Annotated in this window: 15 protein-coding genes and 4 tRNA genes; 7 read left to right on the forward strand and 12 right to left on the reverse strand. The window is 49.2% G+C overall.

From position 1 onward, the window contains the following. Positions 1 to 50 precede the first annotated feature (50 nt). Entirely contained in the window at positions 51 to 1,586 is a 1,536-nt protein-coding gene (locus VMW30_02390; protein HUW87217.1) for an ABC transporter substrate-binding protein, read from the reverse strand. Positions 1,587 to 1,810: 224 nt separating this feature from the next. Next, positions 1,811 to 2,503, reverse strand: coding sequence for an SDR family oxidoreductase (locus VMW30_02395; GenBank protein HUW87218.1), 693 nt, complete (start codon positions 2,501 to 2,503; stop codon positions 1,811 to 1,813). 99 nt (positions 2,504 to 2,602) lie between these two features. Between VMW30_02395 and VMW30_02400 the strand changes: the two genes are divergently transcribed. Next, entirely contained in the window at positions 2,603 to 4,753 is a 2,151-nt protein-coding gene (locus VMW30_02400) for an amidase family protein (GenBank protein HUW87219.1), read from the forward strand. A gap of 12 nt (positions 4,754 to 4,765) precedes the next feature. On the opposite strand, the gene VMW30_02405 is transcribed toward VMW30_02400, so the two are convergent. From VMW30_02405 to VMW30_02440, 8 genes are all read right to left on the reverse strand, one after another. After that, complete coding sequence (locus VMW30_02405) at positions 4,766 to 5,686, reverse strand: succinylglutamate desuccinylase/aspartoacylase family protein (protein HUW87220.1); 921 nt, start codon at positions 5,684 to 5,686, stop codon at positions 4,766 to 4,768. Beyond that, positions 5,687 to 6,547 (reverse strand): alpha/beta hydrolase, encoded by an 861-nt coding sequence (locus VMW30_02410; protein ID HUW87221.1) that lies wholly within the window; start codon positions 6,545 to 6,547, stop codon positions 5,687 to 5,689. Between the two features lie 205 nt (positions 6,548 to 6,752). Then, positions 6,753 to 6,825 (reverse strand) — tRNA-Lys (locus VMW30_02415). Between the two features lie 119 nt (positions 6,826 to 6,944). After that, positions 6,945 to 7,451 (reverse strand): UTRA domain-containing protein, encoded by a 507-nt coding sequence (locus VMW30_02420; GenBank protein HUW87222.1) that lies wholly within the window; start codon positions 7,449 to 7,451, stop codon positions 6,945 to 6,947. 317 nt (positions 7,452 to 7,768) lie between these two features. Further along, the gene (locus VMW30_02425; protein ID HUW87223.1) at positions 7,769 to 8,986 is read right to left on the reverse strand and encodes an iron-containing alcohol dehydrogenase; all 1,218 of its coding nucleotides are present in this window, start codon (positions 8,984 to 8,986) and stop codon (positions 7,769 to 7,771) included. 2 nt (positions 8,987 to 8,988) lie between these two features. Then, positions 8,989 to 10,431: a cytosine permease gene (locus tag VMW30_02430; GenBank protein HUW87224.1), complete on the reverse strand. Its 1,443-nt coding sequence runs from the start codon at positions 10,429 to 10,431 to the stop codon at positions 8,989 to 8,991. Beyond that, positions 10,428 to 11,360 (reverse strand): MBL fold metallo-hydrolase, encoded by a 933-nt coding sequence (locus VMW30_02435; GenBank protein ID HUW87225.1) that lies wholly within the window; start codon positions 11,358 to 11,360, stop codon positions 10,428 to 10,430. Before VMW30_02435 ends, VMW30_02430 begins: the two co-directional genes overlap by 4 nt. Before the next feature lie 89 nt (positions 11,361 to 11,449). Continuing rightward, entirely contained in the window at positions 11,450 to 12,415 is a 966-nt protein-coding gene (locus VMW30_02440; protein ID HUW87226.1) for an L-threonylcarbamoyladenylate synthase, read from the reverse strand. A 9-nt stretch (positions 12,416 to 12,424) separates the two neighbouring features. On the opposite strand from VMW30_02440, the gene VMW30_02445 reads away from it, so the two are divergent. After that, positions 12,425 to 13,582, forward strand: a complete 1,158-nt coding sequence (locus tag VMW30_02445; GenBank protein HUW87227.1) for a glycosyltransferase — start codon at positions 12,425 to 12,427, stop codon at positions 13,580 to 13,582. Here the strand turns inward: VMW30_02445 and asnB are convergent. Next, a complete protein-coding gene (gene asnB, locus VMW30_02450) occupies positions 13,579 to 15,426 on the reverse strand; it encodes an asparagine synthase (glutamine-hydrolyzing) (protein HUW87228.1) in 1,848 nt (615 codons plus the stop codon). The genes VMW30_02445 and asnB overlap by 4 nt on opposite strands. A 6-nt stretch (positions 15,427 to 15,432) precedes the next feature. After that, positions 15,433 to 16,389, reverse strand: coding sequence for an NAD-dependent epimerase/dehydratase family protein (locus VMW30_02455; protein HUW87229.1), 957 nt, complete (start codon positions 16,387 to 16,389; stop codon positions 15,433 to 15,435). 102 nt (positions 16,390 to 16,491) lie between these two features. On the opposite strand from VMW30_02455, the gene VMW30_02460 reads away from it, so the two are divergent. From VMW30_02460 to VMW30_02480, 5 genes are all read left to right on the forward strand, one after another. Beyond that, positions 16,492 to 17,211, forward strand: a complete 720-nt coding sequence (locus tag VMW30_02460) for an SIMPL domain-containing protein (GenBank protein HUW87230.1) — start codon at positions 16,492 to 16,494, stop codon at positions 17,209 to 17,211. A gap of 92 nt (positions 17,212 to 17,303) precedes the next feature. Continuing rightward, positions 17,304 to 17,376 (forward strand) — tRNA-Glu (locus tag VMW30_02465). Between the two features lie 54 nt (positions 17,377 to 17,430). Beyond that, a tRNA-Asp gene (locus VMW30_02470) sits at positions 17,431 to 17,504 on the forward strand. A gap of 49 nt (positions 17,505 to 17,553) precedes the next feature. Then, positions 17,554 to 17,627, forward strand: a tRNA-Phe gene (locus tag VMW30_02475). Positions 17,628 to 17,803: 176 nt separating this feature from the next. After that, positions 17,804 to 18,190, forward strand: coding sequence for a hypothetical protein (locus VMW30_02480; protein ID HUW87231.1), 387 nt, complete (start codon positions 17,804 to 17,806; stop codon positions 18,188 to 18,190). Positions 18,191 to 18,299 lie beyond the last annotated feature (109 nt).

An 18,299-nucleotide genomic window follows, 5' to 3' on the forward strand; every position in this document is an offset into this window, starting at 1 on the left:
ACAAACATTACAGCTGTTTTGATTTTTGCATAAATCCGTCTAGAAGAGGATTAGTTCTTCTTAACGTTTTTCAGGTAGTAGCTGTAGAGCGGGTTCACGGTGAATCCCGTGATGTTGCTACGCCAGGCGTAGGTATAAGGAGGGTTGAGAGTAAACGCCATAAACGCGTCTTCCGCTGTCTGCTTCTGTACAAATGAGTAAGCAGCCTGACGAACTTTAGGATCAACATTTGTCTGACCCTTCTTGATCGCAGCAATTACTTTCTTGTTGACATAACCCGTGTAGTAAGAGTTTGTTCCACCTTCTGGTGCCAAACCAAATGTCAACAACTCGTCCGGGTCAACGATATCCATCGTCCAGGCCGTTACAACCATTTGGTAGTTCATGGCCTTTTGGGTGGCGCGAGATACAGTTGGCTCTTGTGCCGTGATTGTCATTGTGATGCCAATCTTCTTCAAAGCAGCCTGCACAATTGAAGCTGTTAGCTCATGTGTTCTGTTACCACCGCGGATCAAGAGGTCAAGTTTTAGGCCCTTCTTGAACTTACTCTGTGCAAGTTCGGCGGCCGCCTTCTTGAGATCATATTGCTGGCCTGGTGTCGTCTTATCGTAAAAGTTAACACTTGGCGCAAGGAATGAGTTTGAAATTGTTGCGTTACCTGAGTACAGCACTCTGTTTAGCGCTGCACGATCGATTGCATATGAGATTGCCCGGCGAACATGTACGTCAGCTAGGGCAGGAACCTTCTGGTTAAAGGCAATGTAGTTTGAAGCTGCCGCAGAGAAAATGCCGACTTTGATCCCTGGCGAAGCCTTGAGAGATGCGACCGTATTAGATGGCGGCTCTTCGTTGATATCAGCTTGTCCACCCTTGAGCATGAACTCACGAGTGTTGTCATCTGCAACATATTTAAAGGTTACCGAGTTGAGGTATGGCTTACCTGGCTGCCAGTAATTCTTGTTAGCAACCAACTTGACTTCGGTTCCTGGAGTCCAGCGATCAAGCATGAATGGACCGGTAGCAATTGGATTCTTGAAGAATTCTGCTTCGGTCTTTCCGTCCAAATTCGCCTTCAGGATCGAATTGCTAAAGCAAGCAAGGTCCGCCAGCAACGGAGCCCAAGGAAATTTTGTCTTGATAATAACCGTGTCAGCTGACGGCGCAGTGATGGTTTCGATAGCCGTGTTGAGGAAGCCCCAACCGTCTCCACCTGATGCGCGTTCAAGGGAGAACTTGACGTCCGCGGAAGTCATCGGTGTTCCGTCAGTGAACTTAACATCAGTACGTAGTTTGATGGTCCAAGTTAGTCCATCTTTTGCCACAGTTCCGCTCTTTGCCAGCAATGGCGTAACGCCTTTACCGTCTTGCTTGTTGTTAAAAAGTGGTTCGTACATTTGCTGTTGGATGAAGATTGAGTCGTTCTGCGGAAATAAAGGATCCAAGGTTGCCAAATCTTGGTTTCGAACCAAGACCAAGTCACCCTTAGGTGTTGGGTTTGCTGCATTTGCCGTAATCGGTAATACAACTGTTGTTGCAACCATAAAGGCCGCAAGAAGAGCAACCAACATTTTATTCTTTGGTGCCATATCGATAGTTCCCATCTCGTGTGGTGAATGAGTCCGCGACCCAAATGTCTGAAATTTTTAAATCTCGGAACTGCGTCTTGAAGCGGTATGAGCGTAGGGTAAATTTTCAAAATTCACACCTTTTTTGGCCAGGAAATAATAAAGATTCCATAACACTCGAGCCTCTCAAAAAATGCTAGCACTCGCTCGTTATTCACAGCCGTGTAGATGAGCCGTACGTGAGTTTAGAAAAGTGAGTGACCGCCGTCAATCGACAGACACTGACCGGTGACCCAGTCGGAAGCTTCAGATGCAAAGAAGGAAACACCATTTGCGATGTCTTCGGCTTTCCCTAATCGACGAGTGGCAATACCACTGAGTAACTTTGCTTGACCTTCAGAGCCATAACTTTCCCACTGAGCGATCGTTGAAGGATTCGAAAGAACAAATCCAGGAGCGATGCAGTTGACAGTGATGTTGTACTGGCCAAGTTCGTAAGCCATCTGACGAGTAAAACCAATCTGAGCAGCCTTTGATGACGCGTAGGCCTGAATACCAGTCAAACTCACGCTGCGACCAGCTCCTGAGGAGATATTGACGATACGTCCCCACTTATTGGCTTTCATTCCAGTAACGACGGCACGCGTGCAGAGAAAAGTTGTCTGCATATTGGCGTCAAAAATCTGTTGCCAGGCATCATCGGTGACTTCATCCAATGGTTTATGTGTCTGCCCTACGACTCCACCAGCACAGTTGACCAGAATATCAACCTGCCCAATTTTTTCGAAATAAGCTTTTACTTCAGCTGAATTTGAGAGATCTGCTTGATCACGATCAACTCCATGGACTGTATGGCCGCTTGCTCTAAGAGAATCAATTATCGCACTGCCCATGCCATGTGTGGCGCCCGTCACAACTGCAATTCGCGGTTCAATCACGCCGCTATACAAGCACTAATTCTCTCATTGGTAAAGTGGACTACCTTTACCGCACTGCATAATCTCAATACGTGAACATAAGTGAGACAGGTGGAAGAAATGCAACTTACTATTATCGGCGCAGGTGCAATTGGCGGAACCATTGGTGCTCATATGATTCGCGCTGGCCATGACATAACTTTCTGTGATGTTGACGAGGACCATGTCAATGCAATGAACGAACACGGCATCACGATTGAAGGCCCCGTAGAAAATTTCACCGTGAAAACCAAGGCAATTCTTCCATCACAACTTCCAGCGACTCTTCATAATGTTGCCGTTGCAGTTAAGAGTCACCATACGAAGAGCGCTGCTGAATTGCTCCGTGGTCGACTTGCGCCAGACGGATTTGTCGTCACGTTACAAAACGGTTTGACTGCGCAAGATCTCTCTGATGTCGTTGGAGCCGACCGAGTCATCGTGAGTTTCGTAAACTTCGGTGCGGACTACATCGCTCCAGGAAGAATCATGCAAGGCAATATCGGCACTTTCCGAGTTGGCGAACTCACCGGAAATAAAATTACTCCTCGCGTTCTTGGACTTGTCGATGCTTTCCCATACGCAGAAGCAACCGCAAACATCCTGGGATTTCTCTGGGGTAAAGAGGCATACGGCGCAATGCTCTATGCAGGCGCCACTTCTGATCTTTCTATTGCAGATCACCTTGAAAATCCTAAATACCGACCACTGATGCTGGCCATAGCGCGTGAAGTGCTAGCGCAAGCTCCAGTGACACCTGAGGCCTTTGATGGCTTTGATCCAAAAGATCTCGATGGATCTTTAGACCGCCTCGTTACCTTTAACCGTAAATCCGCAAAAACACATAGCGGAATTTATCGAGATCTCACTGTGCGTAAGCGCAAAACGGAAGTCGATGACTTACTACGAGATCTCAAAGGCCCGCTTACAAATTTCGTGGGTGCAATTATTCATTCGATTGAACGAGGAGAGCGAATCTGTGAAATCGCTAACCTTGATCTTCTTGCAGCATATGAGCGCGCATTTCGGCTTGGCGCCCCGCTCAATGCAATTTCACATTTGATTTCGGCACCCGAGCGCTCACTTAATGGTCCATTGCTAGGGGTCGCGGTCGGAGTCAAAGACATCATTGATATCAAGGGGCAACCGCGAGGCAATGGCAATCCTCACGACATGAAATCTTTGCCAGCAACAAAGGATGCGCCAGTAATCGCACAACTTCGTGCCCTTGCCGCTGATGTCTTTACTACGACGTCACTCCTTGAATATGCAGCCGGTGCCACGCATCCCGAGGTTCCGGAAGCAATGAATCCATATAACTCCCACCGCACCGCAGGTGGTTCAAGTGGCGGTTCGGCAGCCCTCGTTGGTGTCGGCGTTTGTGACGTAGCACTCGGAACCGATACTGGTGGATCCATACGTATCCCTGCGCATTATTGTGGGACGGTCGGTTTCAAGCCCAGCTATGGCTCGATCTCACTTGAAGGCGTTACCCCACTTTCACCAACCTTTGATCACGTGGGCTTGCTGGCAAAAGATCTCGCAACGACCACAAAGGTCTTCTCGGCGCTAATGGGTGGTCTCAAAGCAGAGGAAAGGTCGCAGATCAAGGGCCTCAAAGTTGGAATCGTCAAAACTCATTTCGAACTCGCGCAGTTGGAGAAGGATGTGGCCGAGTCAATTCGAGACGTCATCGCAAAGTTGCAGAATGAGGGCGCAGAAATTATTGAAGTAGACGACCGTGCTTTTCAAGAACTCGAAAAAACTTTCGGGGACATTCTTCACTTTGAAGCCTGGCAAGTGCATGGCGAGAAAGTGAAATCAGATCCAACTCACTTTGGACCTGAGACTTTGAGGCTCTTTAAATCGGCACAATCCATCACCGAAGATGCGTACAAGAAGGCATCGGCACGTCGCATCGAGCTTCTTCCGAACGCTCTCAAAATTTACGAAGGTATCGATGTCTTGCTCACGCCAGTTGCGCCATATGTTGCGCCACCAACAACACCTCCCATGGATACCCCGGAAGGTGTTGTCGAAGGAGCCTACACAAGCATCTTTAACCTCACGGGTGATCCCGCAATTTCGATTCCCTGCGGATTGAACTCCGAAGGTTTGCCGATTGGAGTCCAACTGGCAACCGCTAAAGGGACAGATATGCAGCTCTTATCCATTGCTCAAGCCATCGAAGAGTTACTGAACTTTCACCTTGTGAGTAAAAGAGAGCACTAACTCTCAAAGGCTCTAGCGAAGCGCCAGACCAACCAAAATCCCACCTGCAACGACTGCAGGACTACTGGTCTGGAAAAGAACGGTTCCATCTTGCGGGGCCCGAATCTCGGTAATGGACTTTCCCCAGGGATCACCCAAAGTGCCTAACAAATCTGCCGCTTTCACATCGGAACCGGTCTTATGTGCCGGTTGCCACCAGCCCCCGCTTTCCGCGCGCAACCAATTCCAGTCGTCATAGAGGATATGTCCTCGCTCTGGCAAAGGATCGCCGCTTAGAACTCCGAGAACACGGGCAAGATTTCGCAGTCCGGTTAAATGTAATTTGACGGCCGCTGGATCGAGAATCCCATTCTCTCCTGATTCTGCTATGAACGCAGGAATTCCAATTGCAGATGCTGCACCAGATGTACTGCCTGCCACAACGATACCTGCCGCACGTTGTCGAACTATATGTTTGATTCCATAAGCCCTTGCCATCCAAAGCGACTTCTCCTCGACAGGTGATTCTTCAAAGATTGAGAAGGGTTCGAGTGCTTCTGGAATATCTCCGGCATGCATATCCAGGAGGTAGTCCGAGCCCTTGATAATCTTTTCGAAGATATGGAAGGCATAAATATCCGTAAACGATCCATTTTCCTTTCCCGGAAATGCCCGGTTGAGGTTCTGATTGTCGACAGGAATCACGAAAGGGACTCGAGCCCAAAATGCCAAGACATTTACAATCGGCATGACAGTGATACGACCAATTACCTCTTGATCATTGATCTCCGCTACAAATTCCCTGGCGGCAGCGATCGAGGAATATTCCGCGCCGTGGATTCCCGCAATGACTGTGAGATGCGGCCCAGGTTTTGCACCAACAATCTCAAAATAAGGTACGTCGATTCCTGGACCATCCGTCCTAGGAATCGATAACACATGCTGTGAGATCATCTAGGCCTGCTTTACTGCCAGATGAGGAAGGTAATCAGCGATGAATTTCCGCTGTACCTCTTGGAACAAGTCGTACTCTTCGAACTGTGGTGAGTGACCCGACTTTTCAAAGATGACCAAACGTGAGTTTGGAATACCATCAGCAATAGTTTGCGCGGAAGAGACCGGCGTAACCCAGTCTGTCCGACCCACGGTGACCAGGGTTGGAGCTTTGATCGTTCCGAGAACGGGCTTCAAATCGTAGTTAGGCTTGTTATGAGTAAAACAGTAGTTGTGTGCCTCATGGTGATAAGTACCGGCCTCAACCCGGGCGGCTGACTTCTCTGCGTCGTAATGGAAGTCATAGAGTGGAATCAGTTCTGCCCAACAAGCCTTCAGATCTGCGTCATCTCGTATATGGCCAGTCCAGTAACGATTGAAGTTATCCCAGTTGATTTCCACGCGATTCTGGTTCTTTGCATTCTCTTCAAGGGTTGTAAAGTTATTGTTGTCAGCCGAGGTATCGCGAAGCAAGACGGCCTCAGTGTGCTCTGGATAGCGGACCGCGTACTCAAGTGAGATAAATCCGCCATACGAGCCGCCCGCTACAACAATCTTCTCAGCGCCAATCCACTTACGAAGACCATCGACGTCCGCTGCCCACTGTTCATGAGAATAAGGTCCAACAATTTCACTATGACCGCAACCACGCGCATCAAAGACGATTACTTGGAAAATATCTTGCAACGGACCGTATGTAGCTTTGGGTTCGTTCAGGTTCCCGATTCCACCACCACCGTGATGCGCGATAAGAACTGGTTTTCCTTTTCCCTCACCCAAGACTTCAACATTGAGTTTGGCACCGTTAATTTCCACAATCATCTATTTTCCCCCAGAATAATAATGTTCCGATCGAGACTCGTGAAGGTTAACTCTTTTACCGGAAAAATAAAAGTACTTTGTCGAACGGGTGAGGCGTACAGATATTTTTCAAGAATTGCAATGTGTTACTTTCTGCTCCATCACGGTGAACATCTTTAAAATAAATAATGTGTAGGAGATCAGCGCGAGAAATAAAAAAGTTGGGTGGGCCCCGACGGGCTCGAACCGTCGACCCACGGATTAAAAGTCCGTTGCTCTACCGACTGAGCTAGAGGCCCGGGACCTGACTAAATGATAAGACTGACGTCATATCTGAAAGGTCTCAGAGTGAAGTGTAAAGGGTAATCGACATTTACCCTGACCAACCTTGCTCTCATGCGTCCCTTCATATGCGTGATCAGATATCCGCAATCTGCCAAAATGCATTTGGGATCTGGCTGCTTGAGGAGACATCGAAGCGAAGTTGAACCATATCGACGCGGTATACCCCTCGTGCGACTTCGAAGGGGATCTCTTCCCCGTTTTCCAGGTGATATTCCGTGCAGAGGGTAACAAAAACGGCACCCTGAACGGGCACCTGAAGTTGTTCCGCCTCCCAAGCACTACAAAAACTCGTCTCGATTCCGACGCGAGTACGTGTGAGTCCTACTTCGCGCATTTGCCGTGTCGATTCTAGAATGAAAGGTAATTTTTTACGTAAGTGTTTTCGATAAGGCTCAGCTGCCCCAAGGGGAAAGAAACTATCTAAAAGCGCGACTGGGGTTCCATGCACTCGCAGAAGAGTCATAACTCGGATGATCTTTGCCTTGGCCTGTAACTCAAGTTTTTCTCTAACCCATTTAGGTGGCAACTCTTCCTGGTAATCAAGTACCAAAGATTCATGGTCTGGAATGGGATTAGCCATTAGCCGACTAAGGCCACCAACTCGGTGTTCAAGTTTCGGAGGACTAACAAAGGTACCCCGACCTCGAATACGACGAAGCTGCCCATCCTGCTCTAAAACAGAGAGGGCTTGGCGAACCACGGTGCGACTGACTTGATAGGTTTCGCAAAGACTCGGTTCTGACGGGATCATTTGCCCAACGGCCCATGCGCCCAGCTCAATCTTTTCCTTCAACACCTCCTGCAGTTGGAAGTACAACGGGATCGGACTACTTCTCCTTAACTCGTCTTTCGCCACCAGCAAAGTATGTCAGGTTTGAGGAGTTGCCTCTCTATCCGCTACTCACCCTTCGCGTTGTATTCCAATTCTCGAACGAACATATCTCGAAATTCAACAACGCCAGCTGTACGTGGATTCGATGGAGTCGATGTATTAGCAAAAGCCTTTTGGGCTAGAACATCTAGATCTTTCTCATCTATGAGAGAGGCGAGGGTGGGAATACCGATGCGCTTATTCAATTCACGCACGTAGGTGATGGCAGCATTGGCAGCAGTTTCATCATCCATTTCGAAGGTCTTTATTCCGAAGGCATTGGCGAGCCTTGCGTATTTCTCGCGAGATACGGGCAAGTTGTACTCCATGATCATTGGCAGACCAATCGCACAGCACTCCCCGTGCGGGTGGTCATATAGCGCCCCAACCGCTTCAGCAATTGAGTGGGTTCCTGAGACGTCGGTGATACCTACCGCGAGACCCGCAACCAGACTGGCTTGCATCATTCCGCACCGTGCTTCAATGTCGCCTCCATCCTTCACGGCTCTCTCGAGGTACATCGCGATCAGTCGGGCTCCTTCCAGAGCCATCCCATCAGAGGCAGGAGTGTCCAAGCGACATTGCAAGGAGTCTATGGAATGACTGAGTGCATCCATACCGGTAGATGCGGTGATCCGTGATGGCACAGAGAAAGTTAGGTCTGGGTCAACAAGAGCTAGCCGTGGACAGATGCGTGGGTCAAAGAGATTCATCTTTTTCTTACGTACCGTGTCCAAGATTATTGATGACGGCGAAACTTCGCTTCCGGTGCCAGCCGTTGTTGGGATTGCAATCATTGGTATTGGATCGTGCTGGAGGGCGCCAAAATCCTCCCAATCGCGCGGATGACCGCCATTAGTAAGGAGCACGGCAATGCACTTGCCCGTGTCAATCGGAGAACCCCCACCAATTCCAACAATCAATTGGATTCCCTGAGAACGCGCCAACTCAGCGCCTTCAATACAGTGAATGTCACGAGGGTTTGAAAGAACTTTGTCGAACATGGTTACGGTCAGACCAGCCGACTCAAGAGCAGTAACGATAGGAGCAACTAAACCTGTCGAGTAAACTCCGGGATCGGTCACGACCATCACCCTGCTCGCGCCAAACCCCTTGACTTCTCCAGCAAGTGTTGACGTAACTCCACGTCCATACTGAACTCGAGTTGGCATATTAAAGGTGCCATCAGCTGCGACACCGACTCCGGTTCGCGATAAGGCGGGATGTATTGGATGTTCAGACATCACTAACCCTTCACTTTACTTGAGGATTTACGAAATCGAGAGGATGCCAGCATGTAGTAGATACCGGCCCCCAGTATCAGTCCGACAAATGGAGAAATGTCGGCACCGCCAAGGTAGTCCATTGCAATAAATCCCTGGAATTTCGCAGTGTTAGCAGTCAATGCACCCGCGACAACTCCGACAATCAGGGCAATCATCGCCGCCCAGTTAACACCTCTGGTGTACCAATAACTTCCACCCTTTGTAAGTAGCAAGTCTTCACTCACGTAATTACCTTTACGAAGGAAAAAGTCCACCATGAAAATTCCTGCCCATGGTGCAAGGAGTATTACGAGCATGGAAAGGAACTGAGTGAAAACAATCGAGAAATCATAAATGAATAACGCTATACAGGCCAAAGCAACGGTAATCACTGCATCCACGAAAACACTCTTATATCGTTCAATTCGAACTCCGATTGCGAGTAGCGAAAGTCCGCTCGAATAACTATTCATTACATTGTTTGCAATAACTCCCGCCATCATGACGATCAGAAATGGGAAGAGAAACCAACGTGGAAGTATGGAGGGTAAATTCTTAATTGGGTCAGATGTATCAACCAAAGTGCCGAGCACTACGCCCAGTCCTCCAAATAGACAACCAGGAATCGCCGTGGCAAGTGTGACCCATCCTACGATGGCACGTCCATCAGTCCGACGCGCTAGATAACGCGAATAATCGGAGGCATAGTTCACCCAACTAATTGCACCAGCACCAAGAACAGCGGTCAGTCCAAGGAACCACGTTGAAACCGTATTTGCCGCCGCAAGATCGCCGCCCGAGTACCCCCAATTAACTTTTGGAACTAGCAAGATTCCCATCACGATAGTGAGACCTGTGAGGACGTACGCCAACCACTTCTGCGCGACTACAAGAGTCGCGTGCCCAAGAATCGGAATAACGAAGGTGAGGAACGCCATCAACACCAGAAATGGGGCAAGAACCCATTTGGCAGTATGAATTCCGAGTTGATCAAGTAACGTGCGAAGAGCAAGTGTGCCCAAAATGATATTTACGGTCTCCCAACCTAAAGTAGCCGCCCAACTAAATATTGACGGAACCATATTTCCGCGAAGACCAAATGGAGCACGACTGACGGTAAGGGCAGCAGTGCCGGCCCGTGGTCCAGGAAGGCTGCAGATGCCCACAAGGACAAAAGCTAAGTTTCCGACAATCACGACGCTTAGGCCCTGCCAAATGTTGAGACCAAAAAGAATGAGGACTCCACCCACAATCATGTTGATAAAGGTCGAATTGGCAGAGAACCATGGCCAGAAGAGTTCTTTGGGGGTTCCATGGCGGTCAGTATCAGGAATGATGTCTATACCGTGGGTTTCTATTTTGCCGAAAGCGTCAGCAACCTTGTGATCGATGTCGTGATTGTTGGCAGCCTCATCTTTATTCATCCTGTACCCACCTTTTCATTAGTAGTTGCTTGGCCGGGAAGATATATTGAGAATTCTTCAAAGAGCGCTTCTCGCACCAATTGACCAGAGCAGTCTCGGTTTATCCTAAATTCGACTTTCCCATCGAGGAGATCCTGGGCACCTTCTGAAACATCACGAAGAAAATATGGCAAAGTTGAATATCGCACCCAATGGTGCACAAGCACGGCGTGAATATCCGGAATCAATGCGGACAATCGTTTGGCGGATTGAGCAAAGTCCACAACATTTGACTCCGGCCACTGAAGGTAGATAGCGCCCGTACTAATTGCATCACCCGCAAAAAGAAGGCCATCCGGCTCGAGCAAGAAAGCAACATGATCTGGCGAATGTCCCGGCGTTGCAATTACTTTCAACTCACGCCCACCCAGGTCAACCACGTGTCCATCGGCGAGAACTCCACTTGCCTTACTTCCAGGGATTTGCCATGTGTTGTTCGTGCCCTTGATGGGAAATGGACGAGGTTCATCAGCTGGAGCAAGCGAGAAGAAAAACGATCGGTCTGATTCAATATAGGTAGGAAGGGCCTGTTCCATCTTCTCTACGTAATCCAGATACTCGACCAGCACCTCCCGCGGTACATCTTTTGCAATAATTGGGACGCCATCAGGATGAATCAAAATTTGATCAAACTCGTGATTCCCACCGATGTGATCAAAATGCGAATGAGTATTGAGCACGAGGATAGGAAGATCCGTAATGGCTTCCACAACTGGGCGGATTGGTCGGACACCCAATCCAGAATCAATGAGCACCGCTCTGGCCGAACCCACGACAAGCCAAGTATTTACGTGAGGAGGCTCTCCCAGCAGCCATATTCCCGCGGCCACTTCGCGCACACGGAACCAGCCCCCAGCCGCCTTGAAAATCTTGTCGCTCCGCAGTCGCATGTAAACATCACCCTGTAATCTTGTTATTACAACTTAGTGAGGTGGATTAAACATCCCCTGTCTTGTGGCGTCAAGGGTTTTGGTCGTTTTTATCGTCCGCGAGAGGCCCGCACGAGGCGGTCGCGAATTGCGATGGCTAGTCCATCTCCCTCCGGAGGCAAAACAGCAATCTGCTTGAGCCCTTGATCATCACCTTCACGAAGGGCCGCGTAGAGCACCCTCGCGTAATCCTCTGCGTTCTTTGGAGATGCAAGACGGATAGCACCTTGCGGCGTAGCGATCGTTGAGAGTGCGATGAAACCTTCGCCGGCTTCAGCCAGGGCACCGATAATCACTTTTGCCTTAGGCGAGTAGTGATTCTCAAGTGAGCCAGAGACCCTCACACTGCTTTCCGCTGAATGATCAATTTCGAGTCCCGTACTTTCTTCAATCATTAATTCTGTAACTGCACCTGGGCGCAGTATGCGCGGAGCTTCACCTGTGCAATCAATGATCGTGGATTCAACTCCGACTAATGAGGGACCTCCGTCAAGAATGATGTCTTGGGGGGCAAGATACTTTCCGATTTCCGCTTCAACAGCGGCAGAGGTCGTTGGCGAAACTTGTCCAAATCGATTCGCGCTCGGCGCCGCAATTCCCAATCCTCCAATTTTTTCAAACGCACTAAGAAGAGAAAGGGCAATGACATGGGCCGGAACTCTTAATCCCACAGTGTCTTGCCCGCCAGTAATGAAATCTTTGGCAACCGCGCTCCGTGGAAGTATCAAAGTCATTGGCCCTGGCCAAAAATCACGGGCGAGGGAAATTGCATAGGTTGGAATATCTCCTGCCCAAATTTCCATCTTTTCCATCGCGCTAATGTGGACAATCAATGGATGGTCTACCGGACGCCCTTTGACTTCGTAGAGTCGGTCAATCGCACTTTGATTAGTTGGGTCGGCACCTAGACCATAAACAGTCTCAGTGGGGAAGGCGACCAACGAACCCTTTTTCAATTCGGCTGCCGCCTGACTCAAAGTGTCAGCAGTACACATGGAAACAAAATTTTGCGCCAAGATACTCCTATGGCCAGAAACCAAGATCAACGCATTCGCGTTATGCGAATTATAGCCCGAATGAATGTCGGGGGTCCCGCCGTGCAGGTTTCGGGCCTAATGCGAGGTCTTGATCCGTTGAAATTTGATCATCGGTTAGTGACCGGGTTCTGCGCAGAGGATGAATCAGATTATTTAGAGACAGTCGCGACAGATGTGCATGCCACACGAATAAAGGGGTTAGGGAGGTCCATCTCTCCCAGAGCCGACTTCAAGGCATTTCTACTGGTTATCCGCGAAATACGGGCATTTCGTCCGCAGATAATCCATACACACACCGCCAAGGCCGGTGTCATCGGACGCGTGGCCTCAATACTTTCGGGCCATCGTTCTGTGCGAGTTCATACCTACCACGGACATTTGCTGCACGGGTATTTTGGCAAAGGCAAAACCCTTCTTGTGATTGTCATCGAAAGATTTTTAGGCCTCTTCACGACAAGATTATTGGCCGTAGGCAAGCAAGTCATAGACGATTTACTTGCGGCGGGTATCGGCACAAAAGAGAAATTCGGCGTAATGCCCCCGGGACTTAGATTGAGCCCGTTGCCATCGCGAATAGATGCCTGCAATGCTCTTGGAATTGATCCTTCGAAAACTTTTTGCGCATTCATTGGGCGAATTACCAAGATTAAGAGACCAGATCGATTTCTTGATGTCGTTTATGAAATTCACAATCAACAAGTTCCCGTGCATTTCATCGTTGCTGGTGCGGGAGACCTATTGGAATACTGTAAAGAACGAGTCACTAACGAAAACCTTCCCGTGACTTTTCTCGGATGGCGCGAAGATATCGAGACGGTACTTGCTGCCTCGGATATGGTGCTCCTAACAAGTGATAATGAAGGAACTCCTCTCTCTCTCATCCAGGCCGGCATGGCCAGACTTCCGGTCGTATCCACGAATGTTGGATCAGTGGGTGAAATTGTCGTTGATCAAGAGACAGGAATCTTGACAGACCTCAACGCTCGATCATTGGCAAATGCACTTAAAGAACTCGTGGAAGATGACAATCTTCGAGAAGATATGGGCCTAGCGGCTTATGACTACACCATGCAGCGATACGGCGTTGAGCGGTTGGTAAATGATCACCAGAATTTATATACCGAACTTTTATCTCGGAACTCTTAGCGATCAAGCCAATTTCTTGCCCAGAGTTCGAGCATCAGCATCGGCCAGATGATTGAATCACGATCCTGACCTGACATATGTTGCTTAAGGGCTTTCTCTACCTCTGCCTGCACGAACCAGCCACGATTGCGTGCTGTCGAATCAGTGAGAAGGTCATATGTCATCGGCTTCAATCCGGTTCGCAACCAGTCGGCTCGTGGAATAGCAAAACCCATCTTTGGACGGTCAATTAATTCTGCAGGAAGCAATGAGCGTGCAATCTCCTTGAGAAGATACTTGGCCTGGCGCCCCTTGATCTTAAAAGAAGACGGCAGAGATGAAGTCCACTCGACAATTTCATGGTCAAGAAGCGGGGATCGCAGTTCCAGGCTATTGGCCATCGTTGCCATATCGGCTTTCACTAGCAGGTCACCGGGTAGGTACCACTCAAGATCAGACCGGAGCATTCGGGAAAGGTCATCCCTTGCACCCGCGCGCTCAAAGTCTTTTTCAAATTCACTGTGCGCACGCGCGGAACGGAAATCTGGAGATATCAAAAAAGAGAGTTCGGAGTCCGACCCAAGTGAAACCACGCCGCGATATCGCGATGCTAAAGATGGATAAGGCTGAATTTGAGAAATTATCCGCCGAAGTTTCCGGTTCGAGATGCCTTCACGTGCCGAAAGGCTCTTGCCGAGTGGAGATGCCAGTGCCATGACAGAGTTCCACCGTTGCATCATCGGCGTTGCCAGGTATCGGTCATATCCACCAAAAACTTCATCGCCACCGTCGCCACCCAGAGCTACTACAACTTCTTGTCTGGCAAATTTTGCGAGCATAAAGGTTGGAATGATTGACGAATCGGCAAATGGTTGATCTAGAGATCGAGAAAGTTGCTGCAATAAGAGAGCCGGATCTGGAGTTAGTTTCTCTTCGACATGATCGGTACCCAAATATTTTGCGACTTCCCTCGCGTACTTTGACTCGTCATATCGTGGGTCATCGAAACCAATTGAGAATGTTCGAACCTTTCCAGGGACAAGTTGCGTCATGTAGGCAGTGACAACGGTTGAGTCGTATCCTCCACTCAAAAAAGATCCAAGTGGTCGCTCAGAGATTAGTCTGCGTTCAACCGCCTCTTTGATGAGCACTTTTGTCTGATCAATCGCATCTTCGAATGAGACCTTCTTCTCGCTAGAGAAGTCAGGTGACCAATACTTCGATGTAGCCATTGAACCATTGCGCCATGTGCCCATCGATGCCGGAGGGATTTGGCTGATCTCATTAAACGCAGATCGAGGGGCATTGACGTATCCGAAAGAAAGAACCTCTGAAATCGCCCCGGTCCGAAGCGTGGACTTCGCACCTGCGGCGATCAGAGCCTTCACCTCTGAGGCAAAGAGAAGAGTTCCATCAGGTTGAAGTGAATACCAGAGTGGCTTCTTTCCCATTCGATCCCGAACTAATAGGAGTGTCTGCGTACGTTGGTCCCAAATAGCAATCGCGAACATTCCATTGAGTTTTTGAGTAAATTCGAGCCCATACTCCTCGTAGAGATGGACGATGACTTCCGAGTCGCCATTGGAGCGGAATTTATGCCCTTTTGATACTAGGACCTCTCGCAATGACTTGTAATTATAGATTTCGCCATTGAAAACCAGGTGGATTGTTTTAGCTTCATTGGACACAGGTTGTTGACCGGTGCCGACATCAATAATCGCCAGCCGACAGATTCCTAACGCGACTCCGGAATCAAAAAAAGTTCCCCGCTCATCGGGCCCGCGGTGCTCTATTGAATCAAGGACACTCCCAAAGGAATCTTTCTTTGGAGCGTTAGCCCCGACACCTCCGGCAATGCCACACATATTGCGTCAGTCAGAAACCGTCGGCCCGTTGGCGACAGTTTCTCCAAATGCCTTTAACCAATTGACTGTTTCGGAAAGTGCCTTCTCGAATTCCAGCGGGACAACTGTTGGGAATATCTTCTTTAAGAGAACAGGGGAGTTCTGAGACTCTTTGACATCTCCTGGACGGATGGGCATGAAATTTACTTGCAGATCCGGGAAATGCACCTTAAGCATCTCGATAGTGTCAATAAGAGAGATACGGTTGCCATATGCAAGATTTATCGCGCCGTCATGAGTGACTTTGCGTTCCATCGCATCAAGACAAATATCGACAACTGTTCTTACGTAAGTGAAATCGCGTGATTGTGAGCCATCTCCAAAGACTTCGATTGGCTCGTTATGCATCGCCTTCCAGATCCATTTTGGAATCACGGCTGCATATTCATGATCGGGTCGTTGTTTAGGTCCGAATACATTGAAGAAACGGAGCAATGTCACAGGAACGTCGTACGCAGTTCCATAAGCCTGAACGTATGCCTCTGCGGCTAACTTGCTCGCAGCATATGGAGTCATAGGTCCAAGCCACATTGATTCATCTTTCGGAAGCGCCCCATTTCGTCCGTAGACGGATGAAGAAGAACTGAAAAAGACATGAGCGCCCGTGGCCCGCGCAACTTCCAAAACATTGAGCGTACCCGTCGCATTCACATCGTGGGTCGCCACCGGATTCTTCAAAGACCGCGGCACCGACCCCCGCGCACCTAAATGAAAAATTACTTCCGCATCGCCGATAGCGTTTTTCAGCTCAGCCGCGTCAACCAAGGAAACCTGGTGGAGTCTATTGATATCTGTATCAACGTTGGAAAGAAGACCGGTGGATAGATCGTCAACAATGCTTACTTCATGCCCTTTTTGGGTTAAGGCGGCGACGAGATTCGAGCCTATAAACCCAGCACCACCTGTGACGACGACATGTGACATAAGCGCACCCTATCAATGTAACCCATCTGATTATGACTGGACTCTTAGGCATTACACAGCAAAATCGCTTGCATTTTCAATTACGCGTACGAGAATTAGAACATGAAAAAACTTAATTTGAAACGTATAGCCGTCATCACAATGGCGGCAGCCCTAGTCGGAGGCGTTGTACTAGCCCCCGCAAGCAGAGCCGCTACAGTGAGTCGATACTTGTCGATATCAGCTGAGGGAACCGTCAAAGTGACACCCGACGCTGTCAGGATTAACGCAACTGTTACGTCCGTTGCAGGGACGAGTAAGGAAGCACTTGCTGCAACGGCCACATCAGCCGCCGCTGTACGAGCCGCTTTCCTTGCAAAAGGAATAGCTGCTAGAGACATTGCAACCCAGAGCGTCACGATCTACCCCGAATACAAATACACGCAAGATGGGGGCTCGGTACTCATCGGATACAGGGCAAGTCAAAATTTTGTTGTGGTAGTCCGAAAAGCATCGACTGCCGGAACAATTGTTGATGCAATCGTGGCGGCAGGTGGAGATAATCTCCAACTTAATGGTGTTACTCCATTTGTTCTTGACTCAAGTAAGGCAACGGCAAGCGCACGCACGATTGCAGTTAAGAATGCAAAAGCAAAAGCAGCATCGTATGCCTCACTTCTTGGAGTCAAACTAGGCAAAGTAAATCACTTGGTTGAAAACTCTTCGCCTTCGCCTTATCCACCAATAATGTCCGTTTCGAAGGACTCCGCAGGTTCTACTGAAATTGATCTCGGATTGCAGGACGTGACTGTCTCAATCAGCGTTCAATGGGCGCTGAAGTAGCCAAATTGTTAGTAAAACCGCCCCGTCAGCACCTTTTGATGGGGCGGTTTTACTGCGCGGTGCAATAAAGGTACGATTTGCGAGCCTCAAACGTCCCCATCGTCTAGGGGCCTAGGACATCGCCCTTTCACGGCGGTAACACGGGTTCGAATCCCGTTGGGGGCACTGGTCTCTATCCGAGGTACTCGCGCATACTCTGCGCGGATACTGATAGAGCGAGGCCTGGTAGCGCAGTTGGTTAGCGCGCCGCCCTGTCACGGCGGAGGTCGCGGGTTCAAGTCCCGTCCAGGTCGCAAGAGTTTGGTGTCGTACAACTGGATTGGCCGACGCTGAAATCTTGGAGGCTGGGTAGCTCAGTTGGTACGAGCGCGCGACTGAAAATCGTGAGGTCGACGGTTCGATCCCGTCCCTAGCCACTCAACAGAGGCAGGTCACACGCCTAATTTCTTTTATTCCACATCCCTATTCAGTTGTAAATCATCCAAACTGCTAACACTTTGCTAACACCAGTACCCGGGGCATTGACATATCACGTAGGTTTCTTTCGAACCGAGCCTCCCGAAAGGAAACACATTATGGCGAGTACGAACAAATGACCATCGTATGGCAGAAAGTTGTAGAACTACTGAATACCGGCGGATTCATACCTGCAGTAATACTCGTCGGACTATTAATCTTCAAAGATCAAGTAATAAAGTGGAGCGATTTTCTCCGTGAAGAGCGCAGGACTCGGAAGACGGATAAGTCGAACCTGATACAAAATGCCCGTTTTTTAGCCAGTGGTTACAGAAAGTCCGACCCCGCCAAGAATAGAGTCGACTTCACCGACGAGCAGGCATACATGGCTATCAGCTCTTACTTAGACGAGAGGGAGCGACTATTCATTCAACACCAGGATTCTGCGAATTTCCGCGAACGTCTAGAACGGCTCAACAACGAGGTGAGCAGGTTAGCAAGGAAGTGGAAGGTCTACATCTGAGAGTGCATCCTCAAGGCTTCGCTATGGACTTTCGTTTTGAGTAAATTCACTTACTCCACAGCCCTCGCAAAAATGATCGATGCGTTCTCTGCTTGTTGATTGGTGACAT

It is taken from the genome of Candidatus Paceibacterota bacterium, from assembly GCA_035530615.1.
GTDB lineage: Bacteria > Actinomycetota > Actinomycetes > Nanopelagicales > Nanopelagicaceae > QYPT01.

Bases quoted from the DNA above. Each gene is read 5' to 3' on its own strand.
- VMW30_02390 (HUW87217.1), bottom strand. From the start codon at position 1,586: ATGGCACCAAAGAATAAAATGTTGGTTGCTCTTCTTGCGGCCTTTATG.
- VMW30_02400 (HUW87219.1), top strand. From the start codon at position 2,603: ATGCAACTTACTATTATCGGCGCAGGTGCAATTGGCGGAACCATTGGT.
- VMW30_02405 (HUW87220.1), bottom strand. From the start codon at position 5,686: ATGATCTCACAGCATGTGTTATCGATTCCTAGGACGGATGGTCCAGGA.
- VMW30_02410 (HUW87221.1), bottom strand. From the start codon at position 6,547: ATGATTGTGGAAATTAACGGTGCCAAACTCAATGTTGAAGTCTTGGGT.
- VMW30_02420 (HUW87222.1), bottom strand. From the start codon at position 7,451: ATGGCTAATCCCATTCCAGACCATGAATCTTTGGTACTTGATTACCAG.
- VMW30_02425 (HUW87223.1), bottom strand. From the start codon at position 8,986: ATGTCTGAACATCCAATACATCCCGCCTTATCGCGAACCGGAGTCGGT.
- VMW30_02430 (HUW87224.1), bottom strand. From the start codon at position 10,431: ATGAATAAAGATGAGGCTGCCAACAATCACGACATCGATCACAAGGTT.
- VMW30_02435 (HUW87225.1), bottom strand. From the start codon at position 11,360: ATGCGACTGCGGAGCGACAAGATTTTCAAGGCGGCTGGGGGCTGGTTC.
- VMW30_02445 (HUW87227.1), top strand. From the start codon at position 12,425: ATGGCCAGAAACCAAGATCAACGCATTCGCGTTATGCGAATTATAGCC.
- asnB (HUW87228.1), bottom strand. From the start codon at position 15,426: ATGTGTGGCATTGCCGGAGGTGTCGGGGCTAACGCTCCAAAGAAAGAT.
- VMW30_02455 (HUW87229.1), bottom strand. From the start codon at position 16,389: ATGTCACATGTCGTCGTCACAGGTGGTGCTGGGTTTATAGGCTCGAAT.
- VMW30_02460 (HUW87230.1), top strand. From the start codon at position 16,492: ATGAAAAAACTTAATTTGAAACGTATAGCCGTCATCACAATGGCGGCA.
- VMW30_02480 (HUW87231.1), top strand. From the start codon at position 17,804: ATGACCATCGTATGGCAGAAAGTTGTAGAACTACTGAATACCGGCGGA.